This window comes from Acidobacteriota bacterium, from assembly GCA_016184105.1.
Taxonomy (GTDB): Bacteria; Acidobacteriota; Vicinamibacteria; order Vicinamibacterales; family 2-12-FULL-66-21; genus JACPDI01.
On record JACPDI010000009.1, the window covers coordinates 1 to 26,050 of the forward strand.

Below are 26,050 nucleotides of genomic sequence, written 5' to 3' on the forward strand. Positions count from 1 at the left end.
CGCGCGAGCGGCCGCCGGGCAGACGGCGGCGGCGCCGGCCCGAAGCGCGCCCCGCGCGGCCGCGACGGCCCGGGCCGAGGCGCCCGCGTGCGGGCGCCTCGTCGTCCGGTCCACGCCGCCTGGCGCGCTGGTGTTCGTCAACGGCCGGCGACGCGGCCGAACGCCGCTCTCGGTGCGCGATCTGGCGCCCGGGACCTATTCGTTGCGCGTCGCGCGAAGCGGGTTCCAGGAGGATTCGCGCCGGGTGACGATTGCCGCCTCGGCCGCCCGGGAGGTCCACGTGCGGCTCGCGCGCGCGCGATCGAGCGCGGCGCCGGCCCCGGCCGCCGTCAGTTTCACCGGCGCGTTGTACGTGGACTCGCGCCCGCGCGGCGCGCGCGTCGTTCTTGATGGGCGTGCCATCGGCACCACGCCGATGCAGGTGGGCGACATCCGCGCCGGCGCGCACGTCGTGCGGCTGGAGCTGGCCGACCATCGGCCGTGGACGACGTCGACGACGATCGCCGCGGGCCGCACGACGCGTGTCACCGGATCGTTGGAAAGGCAGTAATGCAGGCAGTACTCGCGCTCGAGAACGGGATGTGTTTTACCGGCGAAGCCGCCGGCGCGTACGGCGAGACGTCCGGCGAGGTCGTGTTCAACACCAGCATGACCGGCTACCAGGAAGTGTTGACCGATCCGTCCTACGCCGGGCAGATCGTCACGATGACCTGTCCCGAGATCGGCAACTACGGCGTGGCGGACGAGGATGTCGAGTCGCGCGCGCCGCAGGTGGCCGGCTTCATCATGCGCGACGAGTCGCCGATCGCGAGCAACTGGCGCTCGGATGGCACGCTGCGCGATTACCTCGTCACGCACGGCATCGTGGCGATCAGCGACATCGACACGCGGGCCCTGACCCGCGTGTTGCGCTCGTCCGGCGTCATGCGCGGCGTGATCGCGACGGGACGTTTCGATCGCGACGAGCTGGTCGACCGGGCGCGCGCCGCGCCCCGGATGGAAGGATCGGATCACGTCAAGGACGTGACCTGCGCGGCGCCGTTCGACTGGACGGGCGGCAGCGAGCCCGGTGGGTTCACGCCGGAGCCCCAGCGCCGGGCGAAGCGGCGGCTGAAGGTTGCCGCGTACGATTTCGGGATGAAGTGGAACATCCTGCGCCGGTTTTCCGCGTACGGCTGCGACGTGCGCGTGTTTCCGGCCGACACGCCCGCATCGACGCTGCTCGGCACGAACCCGGAGGGGGTGTTCCTGAGCAACGGCCCGGGGGACCCGGCGGCGCTCGACTATGCGATCGAGAACGCGCGCGCGATCGTGAACTCGGATCGTCCGGTGTTCGGCATCTGCCTGGGGCACCAGATTCTCGCGCTGGCGCTCGGCGCCGGCACGTACAAGCTGAAGTTCGGGCATCGCGGCGCGAACCACCCGGTGAAGGAGCTTCACAGCGGCAAGGTGGAAATCACGTCGCAGAATCATGGGTTTGCCGTCGATCCGAAATCGCTCCCGGCGGGCGTGGCCGTCACGCACGTCAACCTGTACGACGGCACGATCGAAGGGTTGCGGCACGAAACGAAGCCGGTCTTCTGCGTGCAGTACCACCCGGAGGCGTCTCCCGGCCCGCACGATGCGGATTACCTGTTCCGGCAGTTCATGGACGAGATTGAGAAGAGAGCGTAAGTGCCCCGTCGCACCGATCTGAAAAAAGTTCTTGTCATCGGCTCCGGCCCGATCGTGATTGGCCAGGCGTGCGAGTTCGACTACTCCGGCACCCAGGCCTGCAAGGCGCTGCGTGCCGAAGGGCTGGAGGTCGTGCTCGTCAACTCGAACCCGGCGACGATCATGACGGACCCCGAGGTGGCCGACCGCACCTACATCGAGCCGCTGACGCCCGGAGTGGTCGCCGGCGTCATCGAGAAGGAGCGGCCCGACGCGATCCTCCCGACGGTGGGGGGCCAGACCGCCTTGAACCTGGCGGTGGCGCTGTCCGATGACGGCACGCTCGACCGCTACGGCGTCACGCTGATCGGCGCGTCGGTGGACGCGATCCGCATCGCCGAGGATCGGTTGCAGTTTCGCGACGCCATGCGCGAGATCGGCATGGACGTGCCGCGGAGCGCCTACGTGAAGTCGACGGAGGAGGCGCTCCGCGCGGCGGGCGACCTGGGGTTCCCGATCATCATCCGTCCCTCGTTCACGCTCGGCGGCGTCGGCGGCGGCATCGCCTACAACATCGAGGAGTTCCGCGAGGCGGCCCAGCGCGGGCTCGAGTTGAGCCCGGTGCACGAGGTGCTCCTCGAGGAATCGGTCATCGGCTGGAAGGAATTCGAGCTGGAGGTGATGCGCGACGGCGCCGACAACTTCGTCGTCATCTGCTCGATCGAGAACGTGGACCCGATGGGGGTCCACACCGGCGACAGCATCACCGTGGCGCCGGCCCTGACGCTCACCGACAAGGAATACCAGCGCATGCGCGACGCGGCGCGCCGGATCATCCGCCGCGTCGGGGTCGAGACCGGCGGGTCCAACATCCAGTTCGCGGTCAACCCCGAGAACGGCCGGATGATCGTCATCGAGATGAACCCGCGCGTGTCGCGGTCGTCCGCGCTGGCGTCGAAGGCCACCGGGTTCCCGATCGCGAAGATCGCCGCCAAGCTCGCGCTCGGCTACCGCCTCGACGAGATCCCCAACGACATCACGCGGCTGACGCCTGCCTCCTTCGAGCCCGCGATCGACTACGTCGTCGTCAAGGTGCCGCGATGGGCGTTCGAGAAGTTCCCGCAGGCGGACCGCACGCTGACGACGCAGATGAAGTCGGTGGGCGAGGTGATGGCGATCGGCCGGACGTTCAAGGAGGCATTCCTGAAGGCGTTCCGGTCGCTGGAGCTGGGCAAGTCGGGCCGCCTCTTCTCGCAGGGAGGGTCGCAGGCGCCGAAGCCTGGCAGCGACATGGCGGACGGATCGGCCTACGCCGAACCGTTCGCCGAAGACGACATTCTGCTGCACCGCGAGCTGGCGATCGCCAGCGATCGCCGAATGTGGGCGGTGTTCCGCGCGCTCGAGTGCGGATGGAGCGTCGAGCAGGTCCACCAGTCCACGAAGATCGATCCGTGGTTCCTCACGCAGTTTCAGCAGCTCGTGGCGCTGAAGAACTCGGCGCAGCTCGTGGGGCTTCGCGGGATGTCGCGCGACCTGCTGCGCGCGCTGAAGCGCGCGGGCTTCGGCGACGGCGAGCTGGCCTCGATCCTCGGCGCCGGCGAGGACGCGGTCCGCAGCTGCCGGCGCGAGGCGGGGCTGCGGACGGCGTACAAGCGGATTGATACGTGCGCGGCGGAATTCGAGTCGTTCACGCCCTACATGTACGGCGTGTACGAAGACGAGTGCGAAGCCGCCGCGACTCCTGCCAAGAAGGTCGTCATCCTCGGCAGCGGCCCCAACCGCATCGGCCAGGGGCTCGAGTTCGATTACTGCTGCTGTCACGCGGCATTCGCGCTGCGCGACGAGGGCTTCGAGACGGTGATGGTGAACTGCAACCCGGAGACCGTCTCCACAGACTACGACACCGTCGATCGGCTGTACTTCGAGCCGCTGACGCTCGAGGACGTGCTCTCGATCATCGAGACCGAGCAGGCCGGCGGCGCCCGGGTGTCGTGCGTCGTGCAATACGGCGGGCAGACGCCGCTGAAGCTTGCGCTGGCGCTGCAGGAAGCCGGCGTCGACATCATCGGGACGTCGCCCGACTCCATCGATCTGGCCGAGGACCGCGAGCGGTTCGCGGACCTGCTGCACGATCTCGCGATTCCGCAGCCGCCGAGCGGCACGGCCACGTCGGTCGATGAGGCGCGCGAGGTGGCGGCATCGATCGGCTTTCCGCTGGTGGTCAGGCCCTCGTACGTGCTGGGCGGACGCGCGATGGCGATCGTCTACGACATGGGGGCGCTCGAGCGCTACATGTCGACGGCGGTGGACGCCGCGCCGGACCACCCGATCCTGATCGACAAGTTCCTCGAGGACGCGGTCGAGATCGACGTCGATGCGGTGGCGGACCAGGCGGGCGCCGTGTGCGTCGGCGGGAGCATGCAGCACATCGAGCAGGCGGGGATCCATTCGGGCGACAGCTCCTGCGTCGTGCCGCCGTACGACATCGCGCCGCGCCACCTCTCCACGATCCGGGAGTACACGAGGCGCATCGCGCGCGCGTTGAAGGTGGTCGGCCTGATGAACGTGCAGTACGCGATCAAGGACGACACCGTGTACGTCCTCGAGGTCAACCCGCGCGCGTCGCGGACGGTGCCGTACCTCTCGAAGGCGACCGGTGTGCCGCTGGCGAAGGTGGCGGCGCGCGCGATGATCGGGCGCACGCTGGCGGAGCAGGAGATCGGCGAAGACCTCGAGGTCTCGGGCTCGTTCGTCAAGACGCCCGTGTTCCCTTTCATGCGCTTCCCCGGCGTGGATACGCTGCTGGGGCCGGAGATGAAGTCGACCGGCGAAGTCATGGGAGGCGCGCCGACCTTCGGCGCGGCGTTCGCGAAGGCGCAGCTTGGCGCGGGCCAGCAGCTGCCCGAGGCGGGGACCGTGTTCATCTCGGTCAACAACGACGACAAGCCGCGCGTCCTCGCGGTCGCCCGGGACCTGGCGGAACTGGGGTTCACGCTGGTGGCGACCCGCGGCACGGCGGCCTTCCTGCGGGCGCACGGGATCGCATCGGGCGTGATCTTCAAGATCAACGAAGGGCGGCCCCACGTCGCCGACGAGATCCTCAACGGGCGCGTGCAGATGGTGGTCAACACGCCGCTTGGGCGCGAGTCGTTCTTCGACGACAAGACCGTCCGGCGGATCGCCATGCTCCACGGCGTCCCCTGCATCACGACGCTCACGGCGGCGGCCGCCGCGGTGAGCGCCATCCGCGCGCTCAAGAGCGAGGGGCTGACGGTCAAGGCTATCCAGGAGTACCACGCCCCGCGCGCGGCGTCGCGCTGAGGGGCCTTTCACAACGACCGCGGTGGGCGGCGGCACTGTCGGCTGTGGCGATCGTGTGGAGCACCGCGAGCGCCAGGCGCAGCCGGAACGCGCCGCGCAGGTGCCAGAGTCCGGCGTGGGGTACTCGGGGGCCCCACGCCTGCTGTAGACAAGCCGCCGGAGCACGCGTTCCCGCGTGCGGAACCCGATCGCGGCAGCCGACAGTGCCGCCGCCCGCCTGGCTCGCACCGTGACATTGTCAGTGACGGTGCAGGACCTTATCTGGGCCGCGGCGCCAATTCGAGACTGCGTCCCGTGAAGGTCTCCACGTGCGCTGTCCTGCCGTCAGTCGTGACCGTGATGGCGCCGTCCTCGTCCGTGCGGAACACCGGCGTGCGGCGCGAGGCGGCGCGGTCGAGCACCGCAGGATGCGGGTGGCCGTAGCGGTTGCCGCGGCCGCAGCTGAAAACCACCGCGGCGGCGCGCGCGGCGTCGAGCCAGGCGGCCGACGAGGAGGTCGCGCTGCCGTGGTGCGCCGCCTTCAGGATCCGCAGCGGCGCGTCTGACAGCCGGGTCGCCAGCGCCTCTTCGGCCGGCGCGCTGATGTCACCCGGCAGGACGATCGACACATCGCCGTAGCGGATTTCGAGCACGATGGAGTCGTCGTTCCGGACGCGCTGTCGCTCCCAGTCGGGCTCCGGCGGGTGCAACACCCGGACGTCCACGCCGCCAAGGCGCACGATATCGCCCGGCCGTACGATGCGAAGGGCTCCACCCCCGCGCGAGGTGATCCGGCGCAGATCGTTCAGCGTGCGATGCGGCGGCACAACGATTCCCTCCCACAGCTCGCGCGGCCCGAAGTCCCGCGCCACGCTTGGCGCCCCCTCGACGTGGTCCGGATCGCCATGAGTGATGGCCAGGTAGTCGAGCCGCTGCACGCCGAGGGCGAGCAGCGCCGGCGTGATCACGCGCTCGCCCAGGTCGAAGGCGGACGCGGGGAGGCCCGCCGCGTCGACGAGCAGCGACCAGCCCCCCGGAAACTGCACGACCGCGGCGTCTCCCTGCCCGACGTCGAGAAACGTCGCGCGCAGCATTCCCGCGGCCGGCGCCGGGCGCGGCCGCGCCAGGCGCGTCAGTGACGGAACGCAGATCATCAGGGCCGCGGAGGCTGCCACCGCCAACGCTCCGTACCGCAGTCGCGCGATCACACCACCACACAGCGCCAGGACCCACGCGGCGTAATACACGCCGACGATCGACCACGCCGGCGACGGCACGCGCCAGGTCAGCCATGGCGCGACATCCAGCAGCCGTGTGGATTCAACGAGCCCCACCGAGGCGAGCCCGGCCACGGCACCGGCGGCACGGGCGAGGACGTCGAAAAACGGCACGGCGGCGAGGACCGCGAGGCCGGCGACCTGCACCACCGTCATGAGGGGGATCGCCGCGAAGTTGAGAATCAGTCCGGCCACCGTGACGCGGTGAAAGACCGACGCGCCGATCGGGAAGAGCGCCAGCTCCGCGCAGATCGTCCCGGCGAGCACCGCCAGGATCGCGTTTCGCTTCCCCAGCCGCACGCGATCCGCCGCCACGAGCAGCGCCAGCGTCGCGCCGTACGACAGCGCGAGGCCGGGATCGAACACCTCCAGCGGCTCGTATGCCACGGCGACGAGCGCCACCGCTGCGAGCACGTTCATGGCTGGCGATCGGTGGTCCGCCGCAACCGCGAGCAAATACACGACGGCGGCGATCGTCGCGCGCGCGACCGACGGCCCGCCGCCGGCGATATATCCGTACGCGCACAGCAGCGCGGCCAGCGCGATCGATCCGCCCCTGCGCGGTACCCGCAGCAGCCGCAGCACCACGAACGCAAGGCCGGCGAGAATGACGATGTTCCCGCCGGAGATGGCGATGACGTGATAGGTGCCCGCCTCCTGGAGGCGGCGGGTCGTGGTGGGGTCGAGGCCGCCGCGATCGCCGATCAGGATGGCGGTCACGATGCCGGCCCGGAGCGCATCGCCCGGCACCAACCGGCGGACGGTGCGCCGCACGCGCGCACGAATGGCGGAGGCCGCCTCCTGCATCGCGCTGCCGCGCGCGACCACCTCCACGAGCGATCCGCTCTTGACCGAGCCGACCAGCGCGATTCCTCGCCGCGCGAGCGCAAGCGACTCGTCCTGTACCCCGGGATCGCGGTACCTCGTCGGGATCCGGAGCGAGGCAGGCAGCCGGACGCGCCGCCCTTCGCGCCAGCCTGCGAGCGCGCCGGCCGCGAGCGTTCCGCTGACCGCCAGGCGGGCGCCCCCCTCGGCGGGCAGCCACCCGCACGGCGTGCGCGCGCGCTCGACCTCCAGTGTGATCGACGCGCCGTAGTCGGTGGGCGTGGCGTCGCCCCGCAGCCGTCCTTCGATCGTCAGCGGCCAGGCGCCGCCGCCTGGTTGCGCGGTGTAGTCGGCGAAGAACGCCGCGAGCGGCGTGCGCATGGCGCGCTCGGCTTCCACGGCTCCGAGGAGCGCGCCGGCAGCGCCGAAGCCCGCCAGGATGAGGGCGGCGAACGTCCGCGCGTGCGAAGCGCGCCACGCCACGAGCGCCGCCGCAAGAGACGCCACAAGAGCCGGCGCCGCGTACGGCCGCAACGACGGGGCGAGCACGCCGCACGCGATACCGGCAATCACGGCCAGCGCCGGGACGACGGCAGGAGCCTGCACGCCCGTGATGGGTGCAAGCCGCGCGCTCGCAGCGCGGCGGGCGGATTTCCGAAGAAACAGTGGACTCGACGCTCCGGCCCGGGCAGGAATTGCGATGCGTTCGCGCGCCGGACATCGCAGAACTCGCGACGGGGCGGGGCGCGATGACATAGAATCGCGCGCCGGAGGGTCTGATGCGGGCTTGGACTGGACGAGGATCCATAAGGGTTTCACTGATGGCCGCGGTGGCGGTCGCCTGCGCCCTGAGCGCGCGGGCCGCCGACAGGCGGCCGGTGACCTTCGACGACATCATGGCCGTGCGCACCGTGGGATCCGCCGAGATCGCGCCTGATGGGAGCGCCGTGCTCTACACGGTGCGCCAGTGGGAGCCGGCGGCGAGCCCGCCTGCCGAGAAGCGCATGGAAGCCCGCAGTCACATCTACCGTGTGTCGGCGGCCGGTGGAGCGGCGCGCCAGCTGACGTTCGGGGATCGCGGCGAGACCAGCCCGCGCTGGTCGCCCAACGGCAGGCTGATCGCCTTCACCGCCGCGCGCGGGAGCGGTGAGGGTGATGACGCACCGAGGCCGCAGATCTGGGTCATGCCGGCCGACGGCGGCGAGCCGTGGCAGCTCACCTCGGTGAAGGAAGGCGTTTCGTCCTACGAATGGGCGCCCGACGGCAAGTCCATCGCCTTCACCTCGCGCGAAGCGCTGTCGAAAGACGACGACGAGAAACGGAAGCGGCGCGATGATGCGAGGGTGTTCGAGGGAGATTTCCGCCTGACGCAGCTGTGGATCGTGGATGTCGAGCCCAGGAAGGAACGGCGGCTCACCGGAGGGTGCAACTGCACCGTGCGCGGCACGCCGTCGTGGTCGCCCGATGCCGCGACGATCGTCTTTGCCGCGGCGCCGACCCCGATGGTCCGCGACGATCGCGAGGACATCTACACGGTCAGCGCAGACGGTGGCGGGCTCGAGAAGATCGCCGCGACCGCCGCGCCCGAATCCTCGCCGCGCTGGTCGCCTGACGGCAAGACGATCGCCTACATTGCGGATCCGGCCGGGCTTTCCATCGGCGACGGCATCACGGTGGGCACCGTCGGCAACAGCCACCTGATGCTCTACGACGTTGCGACGAAGACGTCGAAGGACGCAGCGAGCCCGGCGTTCGACGCGTCGCCCGGGGCGTTGATCTGGGGGCGTGACGGCAAGAGGATCGGGTTCGCGGCCGGCGTTCGTGTCTGGCGCGACATGTATGCGTACGACCTGGAGTCGGGCACGTACGAGCGTGTGACCAACGGCGCCAACATCTCGTCGATCTCGCTCAGCCGCGATGGCCTGCGCGCCGCCTTCATCGCCGATTCGGCCGACGCACCGGCGGAAGTGATGATTTCAGACGCGCCGTTCCAGGATTTCAGGCGCATCACCGACACGAATCCGCAGGTGAAGGACCTCGCGCTCGGCCAGACCGAGGTCCTCACCTGGAAGAGCGCGGACGGCCTCGAGATCGAGGGGCTGCTGCTGAAACCCGTCGGGTTCGATCCCGCGACGAAGTATCCGCTGATGGTTGTCGTCCACGGCGGTCCCACCGGGGCGTTCACCAACTCGTTCCGCGTGGCGTACGGCGACGGCGGGCAGTTCTGGGCGGGGCAGGGATGGGCGGTGCTCTATCCCAACCCGCGCGGCAGCACGAACTACGGCGAGAAGTTCATGCGCGGCAATATCCCCGACTGGGGCGGTGGGGACTACCGCGACATCATGTCGGGCGTGGATGCCGTGATCAAGCGCGGCGTCGCCGACCCGGAGAAGCTCGCCGTGCAGGGCTGGAGCTACGGCGGCTACATGACGTGCTGGATCGTGTCGCAGACCGGTCGATTCAAGGCGGCGATGATGGGCGCCGGGCTGTCGAACCTGCCGAGCATGTACAACACGACGGACATCCCGGCGTATCTCGGGGGCTTCTTCAGGGGATATCCCTCAAAGGGGACGCTGGCGCTGTTGAACGAGCGGTCCGGGATCACCTACGTCGATCGCGTGACGACGCCGCTGCTGATCCTGCACGGCGCCAACGATGAACGCGTGCCGATCGGACAGCCGATGGAGTTCTATCGCGCCCTGAAGGATCGCGGCAAGACCGTGGAGCTGGTGTTCTATCCGCGCGAGGGGCACGGGCTGCAGGAGTACTATCACCAGCGGGATCGCCTCCAGCGGCAGTACGAGTGGATCGCGAAGTACACGCTCGGCGACGGGAAGGCCCGAAAGACTACGACTCCTTGACCTCCGCCCAGACAGATTCCATCTGATCGAGCGTCGCCTCGTGCACGGACGTGCCCCGTGCCGCGAGGCGGCGCTCCACGTCCTCGAACCGCTTCGTGAACTTCTCGTTCGCCTGTCGCAGGGCAGACTCCGGCTCGATGCCCATCTTGCGGGCGAGGTTCGCGATCGCAAAAAGCAGGTCCCCCATCTCCTCTTCCGCGCGCGCGCGGCTCTCGCGTTCGAGCGCGTGCGCGAGTTCATCCACCTCCTCGCGCACCTTGGCCACGACGTCCTCGGCCCGCTCCCAGTCGAAGCCGACGGCGGCGACGCGATTGCCGATCTCGTAGGCGCGCAGCAGGGCAGGCAGCGACCGCTTCACGCCGCCGAGGACGGTTGTCTGCTCGCCGCGCGCCTCCTGTTCCTTCGCCTTGATCTGCTCCCACTGCTGGAGGACGCCGGCGGAAGAAATGGGGTCGGGAGCCTTTTTCCCGCTCGGATCAGGGGAAAAAGGCTCCCGACCCCTTTTTACGTTTTCCGTAAACACGTGCGGGTGACGGCGGATCAGCTTCTCGACCACGTGGTCGAGCGAGCCGGCGATCGTGAAGCGTCCCTCTTCGGCCGCGATCTGGGCCAGGAACACCGCCTCGAACACGAAGTCTCCCAGCTCTCCCTCGAGCGCGCGATGGTCCTCGCGGTCGATCGCGTCGAGCACCTCGTACGTCTCCTCGAGCAGGTACGAGCGCAGCGACCGGTACGTCTGCTCGCGGTCCCACGGACACCCGCCGGGTGCGCGAAGACGAGCCATGACGTCGACCAGTTTCTGGAACGCCTCGCCTGCGTGGTCCGCCATCCGGGTATGCTACACCTGTGCGCGTGACGTTCCTTGGAACCGGCACCTCTCACGGCGTGCCGATGATCGGGTGCACCTGCGCGGTGTGCACGTCTGCCGATCCACGCGACGCCCGCTGGCGCCCGTCGATTTATGTCGAGGCGGACCACGGCGCCGCGCTGCTCGTGGACACCGGGCCCGACCTGCGGGCGCAGGCGCTGCGCTTCGGCGTCACGCGCGTGGACGCCATCCTTTACACCCACGGCCACGCCGACCACGTCGTCGGGCTCGACGAGGTGCGGCGCTTCAACGCGCTGAGGCACGCGCGGATCCCGTGCTTCGGCGACCGGCAGACCGTCGGTGAGATCCGGAAGATGTTCGCGTACGTGTTCGGCGCGGATACGCCCAGGGGAGGCGGCATTCCCGACATCGATCTCACCGCAGTCGACGGGCCGTTTTCGGCCGCCGGCGTGCCCGTGGTGCCGGTGCCGGTCCTCCACGGGCAGCGGCTCGTGCTCGGGTTTCGGCTCGGCCAGTTTGCGTACCTGACCGACTGCAGCCGCATTCCCGAGGAGTCGTGGCCGCTGCTCGAGGGGGTCGAGGTGGTGGTCCTGGATGCGTTGCGCGAGCGGCCGCATCCCACGCATTTCTCGCTGGCCGAGGCGGTGGAGGCGGCCACGCGGCTCGGCGCGCGCGAGACCTGGTTCACGCACATCGCCCACGATCTGGGCCACGCCGCCACCTGCGCGAAGCTGCCGCCGTCCATGCAACTCGCATATGATGGGCTGATCCTCGACTGCTGATGGACCTCATCTACTTTCCCGATGGCCCGAGGCCGCACTGGCCCCAGCCGGTGCTGGCGCTGGGGAACTTCGACGGCCTGCATCGCGGCCACATGAAGATCATCGATCGCGTGCGCCGCCGGGCCGGCGAGCGCGGGGGCACGCCGATCGCGATGACCTTCGACCCGCATCCGCCGAGAGTGGTCCGCCCCGACAAGGCGCCGCGGCTCCTGATGACGACCGCGCAGCGGCTCGAGGCGCTGGATCGCGCGGGCATGCACGGCGTGGTCGTGGTGCGCTTCACGCCGGAGCTGTCCCGCTGGGAGCCGGACGCGTTCGTGCAGGAGGTGCTCGTGGAGTGGGTGCGCGCCGTCGAAGTCTGGGTGGGCGCGAACTTTCTCTTCGGGCGCGATCGCACCGGCAACTTCACGCTGTTGCGCGCGCTCGGCATGCGCTACGGCTTCAAGGCCGAGAAGATCGACCCGGTGCGCTACAAGGAATTCGTCGTCTCGAGCACGCGCATCCGCCGTCTGATCGCGGAAGGCCGGATGGACGAAGCGGCAGCGCTCCTCGGCCACCATTATTTCCTCGACGGAACCGTGGTCCGCGGGCGCTCGCGGGGACGCGAGATTGGGTTTCCCACCGCCAACCTGGAGACCGCCAACGAGCTGCTGCCGCCCAACGGCGTGTACGCCACGGCGGCGAAGCTGGCCGGCGACGAGCGGCTGCGCGCCGCGGTGACCAACGTGGGCGTGCGGCCCACCTTCGGCAGCTCGGACGCGCCGACCGTGGAGACCCACATCTTCGACCTGGATCACGAGTTGTACGGCACCGCGATGCGGCTGTACTTCGTGCAGCGCCTTCGCGACGAGCGCGCGTTTGCCGACCTCGACGCGCTGCGCGAGCAGATCGACGCCGATGTCCGGCACGCGCGGCGGCTGTTCAGCCGCGTTTCGCTATAGAATTGTCGGGATGTCCGCCTCCGGGCTGCCGATGCGGCTGCGTGTGCCTTCGGACGCCAGGTTCCGTCCCATTCTCCTGACCATGGCGCGGCGCGTTGCGGAGTCCGTGGGGTTCTCCGCGGCAGACGCCGCCGCGGTCGGCCAGGAGCTCGCCGCTCGGACCGACGCGGTCACGCGCAAGGCGCCGCTCGCCGAGACGACACCGATCGACGTGACGTTCGACGTCGCCAATACGAACGGCGCCGTGTTTCGCGTGCGCGCGCGGTGTGGCGGGTCGGATCTGGAAGTGACGCGCCCGCTGCCCCTGGCCTGAGCCGGCCCCCGAGACGAGCCACCATGCGCCTGTACAACACCCTCACCCGTCGCGAGGACACCTTCGCCCCGTCGCAGGGGAACACGGTCCGCATGTACACGTGCGGCCTGACGGTGTACGCACGCGGCCACATCGGCAACTTCCGGACGTTCGTGTGCGTCGATGTGCTGCGGCGCGCCCTCCGCCACGTTGAAGGCTTCGAGATCCGCCAGGTGATGAACTTCACGGACGTGGACGACCGCACGATCATCGAATCCCAGAAGGCCGGCATGCCGCTGCGGGAGTACACGGAGCAGTGGATCGCGGCGTTCCGGGAGGACGCCGCCACGCTCGGCCTGGAAGAGGCCGAAGCCACCCCGCGCGCGACCGACGCCGAGAACCTCCAGTGGATGGGGAAGGTGGTCAAGGCGCTCGAGGAACGCGGCCACACCTACGAGAGCGACGGGTCGATCTACTTCAAGATTTCCACGCTGCCCGACTACGGCAAGCTCGCGCGGCTGGATCATGCCGGGATCAAGTCGGGCGCGCGCGTGGACACCGACAAGTACGAGAAGGAAGACGCCCGCGACTTCGTCCTGTGGAAAGCGTCCAAGCCGGGCGAGCCCACGTGGGACGTGGGGCTGCCGCCCGGGCGTCCCGGCTGGCACCTCGAGTGCTCCGCGATGGCCCTGCGACTGCTGGGCGAGCCGCCCATCGATATCCACACGGGCGGCGTCGACCTCATCTTCCCTCATCACGAGAACGAGATCGCGCAGAGCGAAGGGGCGACGGGCAAGCCGTTCGTGCGTTTCTGGGTGCACACCGAACATCTGATCCTCGACGAAGGGGAGAAGATGTCGAAGTCGCTCGGGAACGTGTTCACCGTGCGCGACGTCCTCGAGCAGGGGTACCGCGCCTCGGCGCTGCGCTACCTGCTGCTCTCGGTCCATTACCGCAAGCAGCTGCGGTTCTCGTGGACCAGCCTCCAGCAGGCCGAAGAGGCCGTGCGGCGCCTGACGGATTTCCTGTTGCGGCTCGACGCCGTGCCCGGCGGCGGCCCGCATCCGGAAACGGCCGCGCGCGTGGAGGACGCGTCGAGAGCCTTCGCCGAGATGATCCGCGACGATCTGAACACCGCCGGCGCCCTCGGCGTCGTCTTCGAGCTGGTGCGGACGCTCAACGCCGCCATTGACGGTGGCGAGGTGGGGCGCGCCGACGTTCCGGCGATCCGCGACGCGTTCGACCGCTTCGATCGCGTCCTCGGCATCGTGGCGGTCAGGCGGCGCGAGGAAGAGCAGCCGCCGGTGCCAGTCCAGGAAATCGAGCGGCTGACCCAGGCCCGCAGGGAAGCGCGGCGAAACCGCGACTTCGCCGCGGCCGACCGCATTCGCGCCGAGCTCGATGCCAGGGGCATCGTGCTCGAAGACACCGCCGCGGGCACGCGGTGGAAAAGAAAATAACCACGAAGACCACCAAGGGCACCAAGAGATCACGAGCGCTTTCTTGGTGGCCTGCCTTGAGTGTTTAGTGCTCTTTGTGGTTCTCATGCCGTGAGAACAATCATGAATGGACCGGAAATAAAAACATCCCTCCCAGGCCCCAAGGCCAAGGCGCTCATCGATCGCGACCAGAAACGCGTGTCGACGTCCTATACCCGCTCGTATCCGTTCGTCATGGCACGCGGCGAAGGCGCGATCGTCGAGGACGTGGACGGCAACCGGTTCCTGGATTGCGCCGCCGGGATCGCCGTCAACTCCACCGGCCACTCGCATCCGGAGGTGGTCCGCGCCATCGTCGAGCAGGCGCAGAAGTTCCTGCACATGTCGGGGACGGACTTCTACTACGAGCCGCAGGTGCGCCTCGCCGAGCAGATCGCGGAGATCGTACCTATCAAGGGAGAAGTGCGATCGTTCTTCTCGAATTCCGGCACCGAGGCCACCGAGGCGGCGATCAAGCTCGCGCGCTACGCGACCAAGCGGCAGAACCTCATCGCGTTCTTCGGCTCGTTCCACGGCCGGTCGCTCGGGTCGCTGGCGCTGACGGCCAGCAAGGTCGTGCAGCGCAAGGGCATGGGCCCGCTGATGCCCGGCGTGTACCACGCCCCGTACGCCGATTGCTATCGCTGCCCGGTGGGCGCGTCGCCCGACACCTGCGCGGCCGAATGCGTCAACTGGATCGAAGACCAGCTGTTCCTGCACCTCGTCTCGCCGGACGAGGTCGCGGCGCTCATCGTCGAGCCGATCCAGGGAGAGGGAGGCTACGTCGTGCCGCCGAAGCAGTTCCACGAGCGGCTGCGCAGCCTCACGCGGCAGCACGGCATCCTGCTCGTCGCCGACGAGGTGCAGTCCGGCATGGGGCGCACCGGAAAAATGTTTGCGTGCGAGCACTTCGACCTCGAGCCGGACGTGGTGAACATCGCGAAGGGAATCGCCTCCGGCATGCCGCTCGGCATCACCGCGGCGCGCGCGAGCATCATGGACTGGCCGCCCGGCACGCATGCGAGCACGTTCGGGGGGAACCCGGTTTCCTGCGCCGCGGCGCTCGCCACCGTGAAGCTCCTGCGCGAGCAGGTGGTGAGGAACGCCGAGACGGTTGGCAGCCACCTGATCGAGCGGCTGCGCGGCCTCATGGACAAGCACCCGCTTGTCGGCGACGTGCGCGGCAAAGGCCTGATGGTCGGCGTCGAATTGGTCCGCGACCGCAAGACGAAGGAGCGCGCCACGACCGAACGCGACGCCGTCATCGAGGCGATGTTTGCGCGAGGCGTGCTGATCCTGGGCGCGGGCCCGAACGCGGTGCGGTTCGCGCCGCCTCTCGTGCTCTCGAAGGAGCAGGCCGACATCGCCGTGAAGGTCTTCGACGAGGCGCTGGCCGATGTCGAAAAGCGCGGCGGCGTCCGCCGCGTGGAGACCTCGCGCGCCGGCGCGTAACGAATCCTTGCTGGTCCCTGTTTTGCTCCGGGTCGGGCGCCATGCCCGGCCCGGATTCCCGCCAGACCACCGGCCGGCGGGGAGAAAGCGCCGCCCGCACGGAACTCGAGCGACGCGGGTACGCAATCCTCGCCACCGGGTTCCGCACGAAATGTGGCGAAATCGATCTCGTCGCCCGTGACGGCGCCACGCTGGTGTTCGTCGAGGTCCGGACGCGCCGGGGCGGCCGGTGCGGCACGGCGGCCGAGTCGGTCACCCGCCGCAAGCAGCTTCAGGTCGCGCGCATGGCACGCGCGTACCTCGCCACGGAGGGAGGGGGCGACGGTCCCTGCCGCTTCGACGTGGTCGCGATCGATTACGACGGTGCGTGCAGCGAGCCGCGCATCGTCGTCTACCAGGCGGCCTTCGACGCCCCCTGACGTTTTACCGTTTACCTTTTACCTTCTCTTAGAACCCCACCGCCGCCCCGTCCTTCCTCGGATCCGATCCGCCCATCATCAGGCCCGTGCGCGGGTCGATCATGATCGCCTGGTAACCGCCGAAGCCGCCCGGATTCTCGATCACGCGGTGGCCGCGGGACGTCAGTCCAGCGCGCACGCTCGCGGGGATTGCCGATTCGAGTGCCAGGCCGCTCGTCATGTGCCGGAAGCGCGGCGCTTCGCCGGCGTCCTGCACGTTCATGCCGAAGTCGATCAGGTTCGCGAGCACCTGGACGTGCGCCTGCGCCTGCATGTCGCCCCCCATGACGCCGAACGAGAGCCAGGGGCGGCCGTCCTTCATCACCATCGCGGGCACCAGCGTGTGAAACGGCCGCTTGCCGGGGGCGATGAGGTTCGGATGCCCGTCGCCGAGCGAGAACAGGCTCCCGCGGTTCTGCAGGACGATGCCGGTGTCTCCCGCGACGATGCCGGAGCCGAAGCTTTCGTAGAGGGATTGGATCAGCGAGACGACGTTGCCGTCGCGATCGGCGGCCGTCAGGTAGACCGTGTCTCCCTTCGCTTCGATCGTGCGCTCGCCGGCGTCGCGGCGCCGCGCGCTGCCGGCGACCCGGCCCGGCTCGTACGCCTGTGCGGCGTGCAACATGTCGATCTCGCGGCGTCGCCGGGCGGCGTAGTCCTTTGACAGCATCATCGTGAGGACGTCGGCCGGTACGGCGGCGGCGTCTGCGACGTACGCGTCGCGATCCGCGAACGCGACGCGTTTGGCTTCCGCCATCACGTGCAGGTATTCGGCCGAGTCGTGACCGAGCGCCTTCAGGTCGAAGCCTTCGACGATGTTGAGCATCTCGAGGGCGGTGATGCCCTGCGTGTTGGGCGGCAGCTCGAAGACGTCGTGGCCGCGATACGTCGTGGAGACCGGATCGACCCAGTCGGATCGATGCGCCGCGAGATCCGCTTCGGCGACCAGCCCGCTGCGGCGCTTCATGTCCGCGGCAATCTGTCGCGCGATCGTGCCGCGATAGAAGCTCGCGGCGCCTTCACGGGCGAGCGTGTCGAGCGTGGCCGCGAGCTTCGGGTTGCGGAAGATCTCGCCGGGGCGGGGCGCGCGGCCGTCGGGCAGGAAAGTGGCCGCCGCGTGCGCGTCGCGCGCGAGGACGGTCGCCTCGTCTGCCCACTGGCAGGCGACGATCTCGGACACGCCGAAGCCGTCGCGCGCGTAGGCGACTGCCGGCTGCAGCGCGCGGTCGAACGGCAGCGTCCCGAAGCGGCCGAGGAGCGTCGCCCAGCCGTCCACCACGCCTGGGACCGACACGGACAGCTCGCCGCGATGAGGAACCGTCTTCAGGCCGCGACGTGCGAACTCGTCCGGCGTGGCGGCGGCCGGCGCGCGGCCGCTCGCGTTCAGGCCGTAGAGCTTCTTGTCCTTCGACGCCGCCGTCACCGCCGCGATGGTCCTCTCCGTCGTCGAGCCAGCCGCTCGCCTCGGCCGCAGGCCTCCGCGTGCTCCAGAACGGCGGCAACGCGGGTCGTCATGCTTGCCTGGGGCGTCTAATCTCTAGTATTCTTGATATTCTGGCTGGGCGAGCGGGAATAACTCAGTGGTAGAGTGCGACCTTGCCAAGGTCGAAGTCGCGGGTTCGAATCCCGTTTCCCGCTCCATTTTTCTCCTCGCGGGGCGGGCGGTTGCAGCAGGGTAGCTGGTTCGCTCAGGGACTTCGATCGACCAGTACTTGTGGCGGGGACCAATGGCTCGCGGGGCGGTGGGCTCGTGGCGAACCAGGTGGCAGAACCAGCCGGCAGAACCAACCGTCAGAACCCCGCGCTAAGCTCCCGCGTTCCGATCGGCGCCGTCGCCAAGTGGTAAGGCAGAGGTCTGCAAAACCTCCATCCCCAGTTCAAATCTGGGCGGCGCCTCCAATCCTAACCCGCTGATTTTTCAGTCGTTATCGACACACCGCGATAGACACGTCCGGCAGTCCATTGCGTGATTGGTCCCGTACGTGGTCCCATTGAGTCGGAGCTGCCCGATGATTCGCGTCTCTGAGCCGTCGCCGGATTCGTTCATTGTTGAAGCAAGCCTCGAACGTCCGCCCAGCATTTACCTCGACCACGACTCGTTCGATGAGCTGGTGCGCCGTGATCCGTTGCGCGACCGGTTCCTGAACGCCTTTCGCTCGAAGGGGACGTTGCTGTTCTCGTGGACCCACGTGCTCGACTTGAGCAGCGCACAAGGCCGGACGGCGGACCTGCTGCGTTCGTTTCTTGAGTCGATCGGCCCGTTCTGGATACCGCTCGAAATGAATCCGTTTCAGATGCTGCGGAAAGAGCACGGGATCGGCGCGGAAAACAGCAGCCCGTGTGTTTCAGAAACGCTGCTCCGAGCGTACTATCCCTACATCCACGGCGGTCCGCTTACGCTGGCGAAGATCATCGATCTGAACGCGACAGATCGTGACGCGGTGCAACACGAACTGGCGAGGCTGAAGACAGAGATCACTGCGATGATCGAACGGTGGCGGGCGGAGTACGTGGCTGATCCCGCGCGACTGGATCGAATGTTCCCGAGATTGCCGTTTGACGCGGCCAAGCCGGGAACATTCGTTTTTCGTGAACTCGGGCGAATCGCGACGCGCGAGGCGCGATCGCACGCCTGGCAACCGAATGACGCAGTCGACTTTGTTCACGCGATCGTGGCGGCGGCGTATGCCCGATTTGTCGCCTTGGACCGCCACTGGAAGCGCCGAGTCCTTGAGACAGGGTTACCACCCGATCATGTGAGCGTTTACTACAAACCCGAGTTGGATAGCTTCATCGGCGACTTCGAGCACCTGTGAGCGGTCATCCGGCCGCCTTGCTGTCGGAAGGTTTCATCGGCGTCGTGCTGGTGTTTGTGGCGGCGGTGGTGGTGAGGCGGGCCGGCCCGCCCGTGGCCTCGATCGTCGCGCCCTTCGTGTCGCCGGGCGCGGCCACTTACCGGCTCTCCTCTCGCCAGCGTGCAATCACGGCGTCCAAGTCTTCCCGCGCGATGCGGCGCCGGCCGGACGGCATCCGGACAACCGGCATCTGCCCGCGCCGGATCAGCCGGTCGAGGGTGTCGAGGGAGCAGCCCAATTCGGCGGCAACAGCCGGCAGCCGAAGCAGGCGTGGTGACGGGGTTTGTACGGTGTGTGCAGCCATGAGCGGAATGCTCACAGCCCACCCGGCAGACAAATTACGCGGACTTCAGCGGTAGCGGAGGACTTCCACGTCGGGACGCTTCCCAGCGGCGCGGGCCTTCTTGTAGGTCGTCATGTCCCGCTCGCCGATGCCGCCCTTCCACATGACCAGTTCCAGCGTGATGGCGCTCGCCTTGGCCTGACGGCGGTCGCCGTCATCCTGTCGCCGTCGAGACCCACCACCTCGGAACAGCGTCCGAAGCCGTTCGCGTTCGGCAGGCGACAGCTCCCGTTCAAGGAACCGCTCCGCGAGAGCCGTGAGCTGGTCGAAGATCTTTCCGTCGTCTGTCACGCGGCGGTTGGTGTCGTGGCGTTCGTCGTCACGATCACGAACGATGTTCCAGACCTGCGGCCTCAATGTCGATGCAGCATCGTCGGACCACTCGAATCCGCGTCCGGGAGGAGGAGGCGTTGGCTCGGTCCCGCGGCGCCCGCTGGCGTCCGTGCGCGGTCGCCCCCGACGCCGGGGCGGATCGACAGGCTGCCACGGGAGCCCCGCATGTTCGCGGACATGAACGTGCAAGCCCGCCGGCACCACGACGGGTGTGCTCGTCCCGCAGCGGCGCGCAGCGAGCACCTTTTCAGCGGCCGGCTTCCGCTGATCCTTCGGGAAGTCGTCGTCGAAGGTAAACAACACCTGCTGCCCATCGGTCAGCGGCGGCAAGACCAGCCGGCGGCGAGGTCGTGGCTTGGCGGGCGGGGCGGGCACCGCCGTAGCTTACGGCGGAATCCCCGTTTGTTGCAGTGAATTGCGGTCGGTCTGCCAATCTCCGAGTAAAATGCCATCGTCATGAGGGCCGTCGCGCGCGCACGAACCCGGGACCGTTCCAGCCAAGTGCTGCCGTTCGCTGAGCAGCCCGTCGATCTGATTCAGTCGCCGGACGCGGATTCCTTGCACCGGCTGTTCGACAAGGGGGCTACGCGATCCGCGCTGCTCCTGGGCGACTCACAGGCGCTGCTGGCGCAGATGCCCGGCGGCGTGTTTCAGGCCGTCGTCACGTCCCCGCCGTACTGGTCGCTGCGCGACTACAAGATCGGCGGGCAGATCGGACTCGAAAGCTCGCTGGACGACTACATCGCGGCGCTCGTGTCGATCTTCACGGAAGTCAAGCGCGTGTTGCGGGACGATGGCACGTTCTGGCTGAACATCGGGGACTCGTACACGTCCGGCGGGCGGACGTGGCGGGCCACCGAAGGATCTGATCGGCGTGCCGTGGCGGCTCGCGTTCGCGCTGCAACAGGCCGGGTGGTACCTGCGGGCGGATCTGGTCTGGAACAAGCCGAATTGCCAGCCCGAGAGCGTGAAGGACCGGCCGACGCGCTGTCACGAGTACGTGTTCCTGTTCAGCAAGAGCGAACGCTACCACTACGACCCCAAGGCGAAGCGCGGCCCGAACAACCGGAACCTGCGGACGGTGTGGGACATCAACACCAAACCGTACCCGGAGGCCCACTTCGCGACGTACCCGCCCGCGCTGGTGGAACCGTGCATCGCGCTGGCCACGCGGCCGGGCGATCTGGTGCTCGATCCGTTCATCGGCTCAGGGACCACTGGCCTCGTGGCCGTGTCGATGAAACGGCGATTCATCGGCGTCGAACTGAACCCCCGGTACCTCGAAATCGCGGAACGTCGGCTGAACGGACTAATTGCGCGTGGCTAAGGCGAGCGGCCCCACTATCACCGCCCCGTCGGCGGCGCGGCAGGTGCGCTTCCACCAGTTGCTGGTCGGCGCGCGGAAGACGTGGCTCATGGACGCGCTGTCGGATGCCCTCGCGACCGTCGATCCCGAACGGCTGAAGACGGAAATCCTCCGCTTCGTGCCGAAGGACGCGCAGCAGATTCTGGCCGCGTCCGGCATCCGCGATGAACACGTGTTCCCGCTGCCGGCGGTGCTGGAAGCAAAGCCCACGCTGGTGGGGTACTACCGGCTTCTGTTGGGCTCCCCGCAGAAGACCTTCTACGGGTCTGGTACCGGCATGGGGCCGTTCAAGCGGATGGAAACCGCCGGCATCATCACGAAGGCGGACCTGATCCCGGCATTCTGCGAAGCGATGGCCGTCAGCTTGGCGGAGTTGGTGCGGCAGGTGTCGCCACGGATCGAAGGCCGAGATGTAGCCGAACTCCCGCTGTTGACGTTCGGCTCGTACTTGCAGGGACAGAACAACACGGCGATCGGCAAGCAGGCCACCCAGGACGTATTCCTCGTGATCGCGGACCTCGTGAAGCCGTTCATCATCGAGCGGACCGAAACGCGCCTGAAGGTGAAGAACGCATCGAAGCGGATCGTGACGATCGCGCTGAGCAGCGATCCCGATGTGGCCATCACCGAAGCCTTCGGCACGAAGACGAGCAACAAGGTCGCGATTGAGATTAAGGGCGGGACCGACAAGAGCAACGCGCACAACCGCGCCGGTGAAGCGGAGAAGTCACACCAGAAGGCGGCCGGCAAGGGCTTCAAGGACTTCTGGACGATCATCGCGCTGAAGGGGCTGAAGGAAGAAACGCTGGCCACCGAATCCCCAACGACGAACAACTGGTTCGATGCCTCGCACGTGCTCGCACGGAAGGGCGCGGGCTGGGAAGACTTCAAGCACCGCATCGCTGAGGCCGTGGGCATCCCGCTCGGCAAAGCCTGAAGATCAGGAGGCGCATGACTGACGAGCTTCTTCCCTCCGGGAAACTGGCGCTCCACAACAGGTTCGGCCACGAGGTGATCCGTTCGGCTGTGGAAGCGATTGACGATGTGGTGGCCAACCAGATCGGCGAACACTGCGACGAGGAACTACGAGCGGAGATCGAAGAACGCATCGTTGCGGCTCCGGACAACGATTACTGGCACCGGTTGTCGTCCTTCTTTCCTTTGCACTGATTGCAGAATCACGCGCGTGCTGCAGCTCTATGTGAAAGCAATCGCGTGAGCAAACGGACGCTGACCAACGTCGTCTCCGGCTCTGTTCGTCAACGGCTATGCTGCGCGCAGCGGGCGGTGGTGAAGGATCAGGAGTTGGTCGGACTGAAGTGCCAGCTCCGCGTACGTCTTGCCCTCGTCATCGGAGAACTCGACTTCATAGGCGCCGTCCAGGAGTTCGACGACGGTGCCGACCTGGCCGCGCAGAAGGCCGTGCTCGGGGACGTCTGTGAGGAGCGCGACGACATCTAGCAAGTGTGGTGTGGTGTGCATCGCTCGTCGCCTCTACTTCACGAAGCAGCTCGTTAAACGGGGAACACGCTCGCCGCGGCGCAGAATCCAAGGGCTCCGGTCGACGATGGCGGCATCGCCGCCCGGCATCTTCATCGGCACATCCTACCGAACCCAGGCCGCGTCCGCTGGCGCATCCATTGCGGATCCGACTAGTCGTCGCTCAACAGGGAGTCAATCGCTTCCTCGGTCAACCCGGCCTCGCTCGCTTCGCGGGCGATGTCGTTCCGGAGTGCGAGAAATGCTCGGATTGGGCCTGCTCGAAGACGTTCGTACGCTCGCATCGACAGCACGATCGCACAGTCGGCGCCCTCTCGGCGAACCACGATGCGCTGACGCTGCGCCTCTTCGAGGACTTCGTCTAAACGTGCTTCGGCTTCGGTCACGTCGATGGACTTCATGCTTTGATCTACGCCGCGCGCCGGCGCTTCGGTCGTTCCGAGATCGGCGCGAGGCTTAGCTTGAGCCGAAACGGCTTCAGAAGCCGATTCAGAGTGTCCTGAGTAGGATTGTGGCGGGGATGCAGTGTCCGCAGAAGATTCGGGCTCGCCATTCCAACCTTCGCCGCGAACTCTTTCACGCCCATCGCTCGAATGACTTTGGCAAGCGCCACCTGAAGCGGAACGCCTTCGTCGATCGCTCCGAGCAGGAATTCTCGAGCGAACTCCGGATCGCGAAGACTCTCCGCCAACCCGATATTCCAGTCTTCATGTCTCCTTGCCATGCCTTTTTGCCTCCAGATAGTCGCGCCAGAAGCCCCGTGCCCGCGCGATGTCCTTCGCTTGCGATCCTTTGTCGCCTCCGGCGAGCAGTGGTTGTCGAAGGGACCGGCCCTTAAAGGTGTTACACCGCTACACCCAACCCTCGAACTTCGTGCGCTGGTGGACGGCGACCGCCAGGAGCGGACGGCGCCTCCAACATTGTCCTCCGTGGATCCCAAGACACACGCTCCATGGCCAACGCGTGCGTGCGAGTCGCTACTCCGCGCGCAGCGCGATCATCGGGTCGACGCGCGTCGCCCGACGCCCCGGCACGAACAGCGCTCCGAGCGAGACGAGGGTGACGAGGAGGAACACCGCGCCGTAGGTCAGCGGGTCGCGCGCGCTGACGTCGAAGAGCGTTCGCGAGATCGCGTCCTGGGCCACGGTCGCGAGCGCGAACGCCAGCGCGAGGCCGAGCGCGAGCCCGAGCGCCACCTGCCGCCCTCCCTGCCTCAGCACCATCCCCAGAATCTGGCCGTGGCCCGCGCCGAGCGCCATGCGCACGCCAAACTCCTGCGTGCGGCGATTGACCGCAAACGACATCACGCCGTAAATCCCGGCGGCCGCGAGCACAACGGCGATGAGGCCGAAGATGGAGAACATGACGGCGATGATTCGCGGCCCCGCGATGGTGCTGTCGAGGTTCTGTTTCGGCGTGGCCACGAAGTACAGCGGCAGGTTCGGATCCACCTTGCGGACCTCGCGGCGAAGCGCGTTCGCCAGCGACTCGGCGCGCTGCCCCGCGTGCGGCTTCACCAGGACCGTGCCGAACTGGTTGCCGACCAGCGTGTCGCCGAGCGGCCCGGACGGCGGCGAGTAGAACGGCGTGTAGTACCCGGATTCATCCACGTTGGGGTTGTTGAACGGACCGAGCATCCGGACGGTCGTCACCACGCCGACGACCGTCCGCCACGGCCCGAACTGCGCGGTGCCGTCGCCCGTCCGGAACCGCCGGCCCACGGCGGTCTCGTTCCCGAAGTGCTTCTTCGCGAACGCGGCGTTGACGAGCGCCACGGGGCGCGCGGACTGGAGGTCGTCGTCGGTGAAGTCGCGCCCCTCGACGACCTTCTGGCCCGTCACGCCCAGGAAACCGGGTGCGATCTGCTCGAAGTTCGCGCGCGGGCGGTCGCGCCGATCCTTGTACACCTGGCCTTCGATTTCGATCGGCGAGTTGCCGGAGAACACCATCCGCAGACGGGAGGTGAGCGCCACCGCCTCGAATTCCGGCGCGCGCCGCAGCTCGCGGAGCAGGCGGTCGTAGAACAGCCTGCGGGAGTCCGGCGTCGGATACTCCGCGTCCATCAGCCCCATGCGCGCGGACAGCATCCCCTGGGTGTCGTAGCCGTAGTCGATCGTCTGCTGCTTGAGCAGCGACTTGAGCTGGAGGAGCGATCCGATCAGGAGCACGCAGGTGACAACGATCTGGAAGACCACGAGCCCGCGCGTGATCAGGCCGATGCGGCTCCCCGTCTGGCCGCGTCCCCCTTCGCGCAGCACCGCGGCGGCGTTCATGCGCGAGGCCATCCACGCCGGGACGAGCCCGGAGACGAGCGCCGACAGGACCATTGCGGCGACCGTCACTGCGAGCACCGGCCTGTCGATTTCGAACCTCATCCAGGCCGGAGGCGGGTTCTCCATGCCGCGAAGCGTCGCGGTGAACCACCCGAGCGACAGGTACGCGAGCCCGATGCCGGCCACGGTCCCGATCGCACCCACGAGCGCGCTCTCGGTGAGCATCTGCCGCACGAGCCGCAGCCGCGACGCGCCGAGCGACGACCGGACGGCGAGCTCTCGTGCGCGGAGCATGGCGCGCGCGAACTGCATGTTCATCACGTTCACGCAGGCGATGAGCAGCACGCCCACGCAGAAGGCCAGCATGGTGAACAGCGTTCCGCGCAGCGGGCCGTTGGTGAACGCCTGGATCAACGGCTCGACCAGGCCGGTGTTGAACGCCTTGCTCGTGTCGGGGTACGCCTTCGCGAAGCGGGCCGCGAAACCGGAGATCTCCGCCTCGGCCTGCTGGATCGGGACCTCGGGGCGGATCAGCCCGATCACCGCCGGCGCGTTCTCGCGCGGGTCGTTCCGGCCCCGCACCGGGAACTCGGTGTAGAGCGGAATCCACAGCTCCTCGTTGCCGGGGAACGCGAACCCCTGCGGCATGACGCCGACGATGGTCGCGGGAGCGCCGTTGATGCGGGTCGACGTTCCGACGATGTCCGCAGTCCCGCCGAAGTCCCGCTGCCACACGCCGTAGCCGATGAGCGCCACCTTGGGCGCGCCGGGCGAGTTGTCGGCCGCGACGAAGCCACGCCCCATGACGGGCGCCACGCCGAGGATCCGGAGGAAATCTTCCGTGACGTACGAGCCGGTGTACCGCCGCGGCGAGCCGTTCACGGTGACGTTCACCGTCGACCCGCTCAGGTACGAGGCCATCCGCTCGAACGACTTCTGCTCGAACCGGAACTCCCGGAAGTCGCTCGACAGGATCCGGCCGTTCACGCCGAAGGCGGTCCGGCTGGTCGGGTCGATGAAGTTCACGTTCATCAGCCGGTCGGCGTTGGGAAACGAGAAGCCGCGCAGCAGCACCCCGTTGACGATGCTGAACTGGGTGGTGACGGCGGCGATCCCGATGGCGAGCACCAGCACGGCGAGCGCGCAGAACGACCACTCGCGGCCGAGCACACGCAAGCCGATGCGGAGATCCTGGGCGTAGCTTTCGGCAGTCGTCATGCGTATCTCGCAGC

The 26,050-nt window shown here is 68.0% G+C and carries 22 protein-coding genes, 2 tRNA genes and 1 pseudogene; 16 read left to right on the top strand and 9 right to left on the bottom strand.

Annotation, left to right across the window (positions count from 1 at the left end; genetic code table 11):
- From HYU53_02455 to carB, 3 genes are all read left to right on the top strand, one after another.
- Positions 1 to 550 (top strand): PEGA domain-containing protein (locus tag HYU53_02455; protein ID MBI2220052.1); only part of this gene is annotated, 550 nt, incomplete at its 5' end.
- The gene (gene carA, locus HYU53_02460) at positions 550 to 1,674 is read left to right on the top strand and encodes a glutamine-hydrolyzing carbamoyl-phosphate synthase small subunit (GenBank protein ID MBI2220053.1); all 1,125 of its coding nucleotides are present in this window, start codon (positions 550 to 552) and stop codon (positions 1,672 to 1,674) included. The genes HYU53_02455 and carA, both read left to right, overlap by 1 nt.
- The gene (carB, locus tag HYU53_02465; protein ID MBI2220054.1) at positions 1,675 to 4,974 is read left to right on the top strand and encodes a carbamoyl-phosphate synthase large subunit; all 3,300 of its coding nucleotides are present in this window, start codon (positions 1,675 to 1,677) and stop codon (positions 4,972 to 4,974) included.
- A gap of 257 nt (positions 4,975 to 5,231) precedes the next feature.
- On the opposite strand, the gene HYU53_02470 is transcribed toward carB, so the two are convergent.
- Positions 5,232 to 7,661, bottom strand: coding sequence for a DNA internalization-related competence protein ComEC/Rec2 (locus HYU53_02470; GenBank protein MBI2220055.1), 2,430 nt, complete (start codon positions 7,659 to 7,661; stop codon positions 5,232 to 5,234).
- A 215-nt stretch (positions 7,662 to 7,876) separates the two neighbouring features.
- On the opposite strand from HYU53_02470, the gene HYU53_02475 reads away from it, so the two are divergent.
- Positions 7,877 to 9,916, top strand: coding sequence for a S9 family peptidase (locus HYU53_02475; GenBank protein ID MBI2220056.1), 2,040 nt, complete (start codon positions 7,877 to 7,879; stop codon positions 9,914 to 9,916).
- Here the strand turns inward: HYU53_02475 and mazG are convergent.
- On the bottom strand, positions 9,903 to 10,745 hold the full coding sequence (gene mazG, locus HYU53_02480; GenBank protein MBI2220057.1) for a nucleoside triphosphate pyrophosphohydrolase: 843 nt from the start codon (positions 10,743 to 10,745) through the stop codon (positions 9,903 to 9,905). The two genes, HYU53_02475 and mazG, sit on opposite strands and share 14 nt — an antisense overlap.
- Positions 10,746 to 10,807: 62 nt before the next feature.
- Here mazG and HYU53_02485 point away from each other — a divergent pair, with 62 nt between their 5' ends.
- From HYU53_02485 to HYU53_02510, 6 genes are all read left to right on the top strand, one after another.
- On the top strand, positions 10,808 to 11,527 hold the full coding sequence (locus HYU53_02485) for an MBL fold metallo-hydrolase (protein ID MBI2220058.1): 720 nt from the start codon (positions 10,808 to 10,810) through the stop codon (positions 11,525 to 11,527).
- Positions 11,527 to 12,468, top strand: coding sequence for a bifunctional riboflavin kinase/FAD synthetase (locus HYU53_02490; GenBank protein MBI2220059.1), 942 nt, complete (start codon positions 11,527 to 11,529; stop codon positions 12,466 to 12,468). Before HYU53_02485 ends, HYU53_02490 begins: the two co-directional genes overlap by 1 nt.
- Before the next feature lie 10 nt (positions 12,469 to 12,478).
- On the top strand, positions 12,479 to 12,781 hold the full coding sequence (locus tag HYU53_02495) for a hypothetical protein (GenBank protein ID MBI2220060.1): 303 nt from the start codon (positions 12,479 to 12,481) through the stop codon (positions 12,779 to 12,781).
- 23 nt (positions 12,782 to 12,804) lie between these two features.
- Entirely contained in the window at positions 12,805 to 14,220 is a 1,416-nt protein-coding gene (locus HYU53_02500) for a cysteine--tRNA ligase (GenBank protein MBI2220061.1), read from the top strand.
- A 102-nt stretch (positions 14,221 to 14,322) separates the two neighbouring features.
- Entirely contained in the window at positions 14,323 to 15,690 is a 1,368-nt protein-coding gene (locus tag HYU53_02505; protein MBI2220062.1) for an acetyl ornithine aminotransferase family protein, read from the top strand.
- Between the two features lie 41 nt (positions 15,691 to 15,731).
- Complete coding sequence (locus HYU53_02510; GenBank protein ID MBI2220063.1) at positions 15,732 to 16,109, top strand: YraN family protein; 378 nt, start codon at positions 15,732 to 15,734, stop codon at positions 16,107 to 16,109.
- Positions 16,110 to 16,137: 28 nt separating this feature from the next.
- Here HYU53_02510 and ggt read toward each other — a convergent pair whose 3' ends face one another.
- Complete coding sequence (gene ggt, locus HYU53_02515; protein ID MBI2220064.1) at positions 16,138 to 17,571, bottom strand: gamma-glutamyltransferase; 1,434 nt, start codon at positions 17,569 to 17,571, stop codon at positions 16,138 to 16,140.
- 143 nt (positions 17,572 to 17,714) lie between these two features.
- Between ggt and HYU53_02520 the strand changes: the two genes are divergently transcribed.
- The 3 genes from HYU53_02520 to HYU53_02530 all read left to right on the top strand — a co-directional run bounded on the left by HYU53_02520 (position 17,715) and on the right by HYU53_02530 (position 18,964).
- Positions 17,715 to 17,789 (top strand) — tRNA-Gly (locus HYU53_02520).
- A 184-nt stretch (positions 17,790 to 17,973) separates the two neighbouring features.
- Positions 17,974 to 18,047 (top strand) — tRNA-Cys (locus tag HYU53_02525).
- 110 nt (positions 18,048 to 18,157) lie between these two features.
- Complete coding sequence (locus HYU53_02530) at positions 18,158 to 18,964, top strand: hypothetical protein (GenBank protein MBI2220065.1); 807 nt, start codon at positions 18,158 to 18,160, stop codon at positions 18,962 to 18,964.
- 136 nt (positions 18,965 to 19,100) lie between these two features.
- On the opposite strand, the gene HYU53_02535 is transcribed toward HYU53_02530, so the two are convergent.
- Together HYU53_02535 and HYU53_02540 are read right to left on the bottom strand one after the other, a co-directional pair.
- Positions 19,101 to 19,307, bottom strand: coding sequence for a helix-turn-helix domain-containing protein (locus HYU53_02535; protein MBI2220066.1), 207 nt, complete (start codon positions 19,305 to 19,307; stop codon positions 19,101 to 19,103).
- Positions 19,308 to 19,352: 45 nt separating this feature from the next.
- Positions 19,353 to 19,703, bottom strand: a complete 351-nt coding sequence (locus HYU53_02540) for a hypothetical protein (protein ID MBI2220067.1) — start codon at positions 19,701 to 19,703, stop codon at positions 19,353 to 19,355.
- Positions 19,704 to 20,135: 432 nt separating this feature from the next.
- Here HYU53_02540 and HYU53_02545 point away from each other — a divergent pair.
- From HYU53_02545 to HYU53_02555, 3 genes and pseudogenes are all read left to right on the top strand, one after another.
- Positions 20,136 to 21,006 (top strand): annotated as a pseudogene (locus tag HYU53_02545) (site-specific DNA-methyltransferase).
- Positions 20,999 to 21,982 (top strand): XcyI family restriction endonuclease, encoded by a 984-nt coding sequence (locus HYU53_02550; protein ID MBI2220068.1) that lies wholly within the window; start codon positions 20,999 to 21,001, stop codon positions 21,980 to 21,982. Before HYU53_02545 ends, HYU53_02550 begins: the two are co-directional and overlap by 8 nt.
- 14 nt (positions 21,983 to 21,996) lie before the next feature.
- Positions 21,997 to 22,215 (top strand): hypothetical protein, encoded by a 219-nt coding sequence (locus HYU53_02555; protein ID MBI2220069.1) that lies wholly within the window; start codon positions 21,997 to 21,999, stop codon positions 22,213 to 22,215.
- A 96-nt stretch (positions 22,216 to 22,311) separates the two neighbouring features.
- Here the strand turns inward: HYU53_02555 and HYU53_02560 are convergent, their stop codons facing one another.
- The 4 genes from HYU53_02560 to HYU53_02575 all read right to left on the bottom strand — a co-directional run bounded on the left by HYU53_02560 (position 22,312) and on the right by HYU53_02575 (position 26,036).
- Positions 22,312 to 22,527 carry a DUF4926 domain-containing protein gene (locus tag HYU53_02560; protein MBI2220070.1) on the bottom strand — a complete coding sequence of 72 codons (216 nt, stop codon included), beginning with the start codon at positions 22,525 to 22,527 and terminating at the stop codon, positions 22,312 to 22,314.
- A 170-nt stretch (positions 22,528 to 22,697) separates the two neighbouring features.
- Entirely contained in the window at positions 22,698 to 22,946 is a 249-nt protein-coding gene (locus tag HYU53_02565; protein ID MBI2220071.1) for a type II toxin-antitoxin system Phd/YefM family antitoxin, read from the bottom strand.
- A gap of 8 nt (positions 22,947 to 22,954) precedes the next feature.
- The gene (locus tag HYU53_02570) at positions 22,955 to 23,269 is read right to left on the bottom strand and encodes a DNA-binding protein (GenBank protein MBI2220072.1); all 315 of its coding nucleotides are present in this window, start codon (positions 23,267 to 23,269) and stop codon (positions 22,955 to 22,957) included.
- Between the two features lie 253 nt (positions 23,270 to 23,522).
- Positions 23,523 to 26,036 (bottom strand): ABC transporter permease, encoded by a 2,514-nt coding sequence (locus tag HYU53_02575; protein MBI2220073.1) that lies wholly within the window; start codon positions 26,034 to 26,036, stop codon positions 23,523 to 23,525.
- Positions 26,037 to 26,050: the final 14 nt, after the last annotated feature.

Coding starts and splice junctions, on each gene's coding strand:
- HYU53_02530 (MBI2220065.1), top strand. CDS start 18,158: ATGATTCGCGTCTCTGAGCCGTCGCCGGATTCGTTCATTGTTGAAGCA.
- HYU53_02495 (MBI2220060.1), top strand. CDS start 12,479: ATGTCCGCCTCCGGGCTGCCGATGCGGCTGCGTGTGCCTTCGGACGCC.
- HYU53_02510 (MBI2220063.1), top strand. CDS start 15,732: ATGCCCGGCCCGGATTCCCGCCAGACCACCGGCCGGCGGGGAGAAAGC.
- HYU53_02535 (MBI2220066.1), bottom strand. CDS start 19,307: ATGGCTGCACACACCGTACAAACCCCGTCACCACGCCTGCTTCGGCTG.
- HYU53_02490 (MBI2220059.1), top strand. CDS start 11,527: ATGGACCTCATCTACTTTCCCGATGGCCCGAGGCCGCACTGGCCCCAG.
- HYU53_02570 (MBI2220072.1), bottom strand. CDS start 23,269: ATGGCAAGGAGACATGAAGACTGGAATATCGGGTTGGCGGAGAGTCTT.
- carA (MBI2220053.1), top strand. CDS start 550: ATGCAGGCAGTACTCGCGCTCGAGAACGGGATGTGTTTTACCGGCGAA.
- HYU53_02500 (MBI2220061.1), top strand. CDS start 12,805: ATGCGCCTGTACAACACCCTCACCCGTCGCGAGGACACCTTCGCCCCG.
- HYU53_02565 (MBI2220071.1), bottom strand. CDS start 22,946: ATGAAGTCCATCGACGTGACCGAAGCCGAAGCACGTTTAGACGAAGTC.
- HYU53_02575 (MBI2220073.1), bottom strand. CDS start 26,036: ATGACGACTGCCGAAAGCTACGCCCAGGATCTCCGCATCGGCTTGCGT.
- HYU53_02505 (MBI2220062.1), top strand. CDS start 14,323: ATGAATGGACCGGAAATAAAAACATCCCTCCCAGGCCCCAAGGCCAAG.
- HYU53_02555 (MBI2220069.1), top strand. CDS start 21,997: ATGACTGACGAGCTTCTTCCCTCCGGGAAACTGGCGCTCCACAACAGG.
- HYU53_02475 (MBI2220056.1), top strand. CDS start 7,877: ATGGCCGCGGTGGCGGTCGCCTGCGCCCTGAGCGCGCGGGCCGCCGAC.
- HYU53_02560 (MBI2220070.1), bottom strand. CDS start 22,527: ATGCACACCACACCACACTTGCTAGATGTCGTCGCGCTCCTCACAGAC.
- HYU53_02485 (MBI2220058.1), top strand. CDS start 10,808: ATGATCGGGTGCACCTGCGCGGTGTGCACGTCTGCCGATCCACGCGAC.
- mazG (MBI2220057.1), bottom strand. CDS start 10,745: ATGGCGGACCACGCAGGCGAGGCGTTCCAGAAACTGGTCGACGTCATG.